Source organism: Dietzia sp. CW19 (assembly GCF_014145265.1).
GTDB lineage: Bacteria > Actinomycetota > Actinomycetes > Mycobacteriales > Mycobacteriaceae > Dietzia > Dietzia natronolimnaea.
On the sequence record NZ_JAALEE010000033.1, the window covers coordinates 1 to 3,608 of the forward strand.

General features: G+C 69.0%; 4 protein-coding genes. 3 read left to right on the top strand and 1 reads right to left on the bottom strand.

The window, feature by feature from the left end:
• Positions 1–897, bottom strand: an 897-nt coding sequence (locus tag G6021_RS01240; RefSeq protein ID WP_182640500.1) for a DEAD/DEAH box helicase family protein, incomplete at its 3' end; no start/stop codon positions are given.
• A 307-nt stretch (positions 898–1,204) separates the two neighbouring features.
• Between G6021_RS01240 and G6021_RS01245 the strand changes: the two genes are divergently transcribed.
• The 3 genes from G6021_RS01245 (at position 1,205) to eno (ending at position 3,365) form a co-directional block, all read left to right on the top strand.
• The gene (locus tag G6021_RS01245; protein ID WP_206682189.1) at positions 1,205–1,501 is read left to right on the top strand and encodes a type II toxin-antitoxin system ParD family antitoxin; all 297 of its coding nucleotides are present in this window, start codon (positions 1,205–1,207) and stop codon (positions 1,499–1,501) included.
• A complete protein-coding gene (locus tag G6021_RS01250) occupies positions 1,501–1,860 on the top strand; it encodes a type II toxin-antitoxin system RelE/ParE family toxin (RefSeq protein ID WP_182609404.1) in 360 nt (119 codons plus the stop codon). Before G6021_RS01245 ends, G6021_RS01250 begins: the two co-directional genes overlap by 1 nt.
• Before the next feature lie 227 nt (positions 1,861–2,087).
• The gene (gene eno, locus G6021_RS01255; protein ID WP_182616059.1) at positions 2,088–3,365 is read left to right on the top strand and encodes a phosphopyruvate hydratase; all 1,278 of its coding nucleotides are present in this window, start codon (positions 2,088–2,090) and stop codon (positions 3,363–3,365) included.
• Positions 3,366–3,608: the final 243 nt, after the last annotated feature.

The window sequence follows — 3,608 nt, forward strand, 5'->3', positions numbered from 1 at the left end:
TACGCCGATTGGGAGACACACCCTAGCAGCCCAGTCCCGCTGGCACTGTAGCCGTCTGATGAGACACTGCCACGAAGAGCGCATAACGCCCGGGTGGTGGCCCGGGGTGGCGGTGATCGTCAGCACGAACGGGGCCTTCTCGTGCGGCCCGTCCATTCGGGTCAGACGACGCATGTAGCTGGTGCGCTTGCTGGCGTGCCGGAACTGGTGGGCCTCGTCGATCACCGCCACATCGACCTTGAGGCGAGGGCGCCCGTTCCGGGCCATGAGCTTGCCCAGGCTGTCCGAGGACATGATGATCCAGCGCAGGTCGTCGTCACACTGGTTGTCGTCACCCAGTGCTGCGATGGTGCGCCGCCACGACGGGATGGTGATGCGGGCTGGCCGATCCACCGTCACCAGGATCGTGCGGGCGCCGCGCAACTTCGCGATGCCCTTCGCCGCGGCCACCGCAACCAGGGTCTTGCCGGTGCCCACATCGTTGGCCAGATGAACTTGTCGGAACTGGCGCTGGGCGGCAGCGACGATCGCGTCCACGTCCGCGTGTTGCTCTGGGCGCAGCGTCATCGGTGCAGCGGTCGCGCCCGGGCCCTCGCTGCCGTTGAGCTCGTCCTCCAGCCACCGCAGGTAGGAGCAGGGCTTGCTGGCGTAGGGCTCCAGTGGGCTCGGCAGGGCGGTACCGACGTAGGCGTGCGCGGTGAGCGACTTGTAGTAGGTCACCCCGGCCGGCGTCCCGCCGCCCAGTCCTCCCCACGGGAGCTCCAGCAGCCACACCCGCTGGCCGGGAGGGATAGACGGAACCGCCGGCGCCGCGGCGGGCCGCTTCTTGGCTGACGTCGCCCGCCTGGGGCTCGACTTGCGCCTGGCCGTGGCCTTGCGTGAGGACCGGGTCGCCATCAGAGTGCTGCCGCGTCTCGGGCGGTGACGAGGGCGGGTGAGTCCACAGCGTTCTCCTGGGTGGTCCTGGCGGCGTCGGGCTCACTGTAGGGGCCGGGTCCGTCATCGCCGGGGTGGCCCGGTGCCGGGACGCCGTGGGGGAGGGTAGGTGGCCGGGGGCGGGGGCGAGTCCGCCGGTCGGGGACAGAGCTCCAGTTCGACGACGACGCTGACCCGCCGAGGCCAGAATTCCTGCCACGGATCAGTTCACAGTGACGGCAGGACCTCGCTTGGGGCGCCGAGTTGGCATATTCTGCCAACAGGGGTGATGAGTATGCCAACACGGAATGTTGTTCTCGGCCAGCAGCAACACGAGTTAGTTGATCAGCTGGTGGCATCCGGGCGCTACCAGAACGCCAGCGAGGTATTGCGCGAAGGGCTTCGGCTGTTGGAGCGACGCGATGCTGAGGATGCGGCCAGGCTCGCCGCGCTGCGTGCAGCTGCCGATCAGGGGTGGGCTGACGTGGCGGCGGGTCGCTATGTGGATGTCGATGAGGCGGGCCTTGACGACCTCATCGCAGACATCGGTGCACTGGCTGTGGCCGACGGTCAAACACCTGGCTGATGGCGACGTTTCGTCTCTCAGAGAGCGCACGTGAAGACATTGCGTCGATTCTGTGGTGGTCGTATGAGCAGTTCGGCGACCAGGCCCAGAAGCGGTATGAAGCACTGATCGTTGCGGCACTCAGGGATGCGGCCTCCGCCTCTGACAATCCCGGTCTGGTCGAGCGTCCGGAGCTCGGGGAGGGGGTCGTGTCGTGGCACCTGTCGAATAGTCGCCGTCGATCAAGCGGTGGGAGTGTCAGCCGGCCCCGGCACTTTCTCGTCTGCCGATTCGACGGTGAAGTTCTCGTGGTCGGCAGGGTTCTCCACGACGCGATGGACGTGGGCCAGCACGTCGATCCTGCTCGCGTGTGGAGCTGAGCGGGGGCGGCCGGGGAGCAGTGCGCGCCCGGAATGGACCAGCCTCGGCGCGCACCCGGGCTGGCGGCGTACAGACGGAGCGCATACCTGGGAGGGGGAGGGAGCCCGCCCCCGGCGCAGCCTCGGCCCGCCCTGTAGACCGACGTGGAACAATGGTCTCCGGTACTGCAACCACCCAGCGCGGTGCCGGCCCAGAGACGAACCACGAACTTCCCCAAGGAGCACAGATGGCGCTTATCGAGCAGGTCGGAGCCCGGGAGATCCTCGATTCGCGAGGCAACCCCACCGTTGAGGTAGAGGTGCTTCTGGACGACGGCTCGTTCGGACGGGCCGCGGTGCCCTCGGGTGCCTCGACCGGTGCCCACGAGGCCGTGGAGCTCCGCGACTCCGACGACCGCTACCTGGGCAAGGGCGTCACCAAGGCCGTCGAGGCCGTGCTGGACGTGCTCGCCCCGGCCGTGATCGGCATCCCCGCCGAGGAGCAGCGCCTGGTCGACGAGGCCCTCCTCGACGCCGACGGCACGGACAACAAGTCCCACGTCGGCGCCAACGCCATCCTGGGAGTCTCGCTCGCCGTGGCCCGCGCCGCCTCCGAGGCCGCCGGCCTGGAGCTGTACCGCTTCATCGGCGGCGCCAATGCGCACGTCCTGCCCGTGCCCATGATGAACATCCTCAACGGCGGCGCCCACGCGGACTCGGGCGTGGACGTGCAGGAGTTCATGATCGCCCCCATCGGCGCGCCCACGTTCCGTGAGGCCCTGCGCATGGGCGCTGAGGTGTACCACCACCTCAAGGCCGTGCTCAAGGACAAGGGCCTGTCGACCGGCCTGGGCGACGAGGGCGGCTTCGCCCCGTCGGTGGACTCCACCAAGGCCGCGCTCGACGTGATCGTGGAGGCCATCGAGAAGGCCGGGTACACCCTCGGTACCGACGTGGCGCTCGCGCTGGACGTCGCAGCCACCGAGTTCTACAAGGACGGCAAGTACCACTTCGAGGGTAAGCAGCTCTCCGCCGCCGAGATGGCCGACGTCTACGCCGACCTGGTGGCCAACTATTCCCTGGTCTCCATCGAGGACCCGCTCGACGAGGACGACTGGGAGGGCTGGACCACCCTCACCGAGATGATCGGCGACAAGGTCCAGATCGTGGGCGACGACCTCTTTGTCACCAACCCCCAGCGCCTGGCCGACGGCATCGCCAAGGGCGCGGCCAACGCGCTGCTGGTCAAGGTCAACCAGATCGGCACCCTCACCGAGACCCTGGACGCCGTCGAACTGGCGCATCGCAACCGCTACGCCTCGATGATGTCGCACCGCTCGGGCGAGACCGAGGACACGACCATCGCCGACCTCGCGGTGGCCTGCAACTGTGGCCAGATCAAGACCGGCGCCCCGGCCCGCTCGGAGCGCGTGGCCAAGTACAACCAGCTGCTGCGCATCGAGGAGATGCTCGGGGACGCCGCCCGGTACGCCGGCGCCGGCGCCTTCCCGCGCTTCAACGCCTGAGCCAGGCCTCCGGGCCTCACGGTCGGAGTAGGCACGGTCCGAGCAAGCACAGTCCGAGCAGGTAGGTAGTCGAGAGGAGGGCTCATGGCTCGCCCACCGCGCCCTTCTGATCGCCGGGGCGACGGCCGCGATCGGTCGTCGTCCCGGCGTCCCGGGGAGGCGTCGGGGCCCATCCGCCGGGCCCCGCAGCGTGGTCGCACTCGCGGGGAGTCTCCTGTCGACCCCACCCGCCGGCAGACGCCC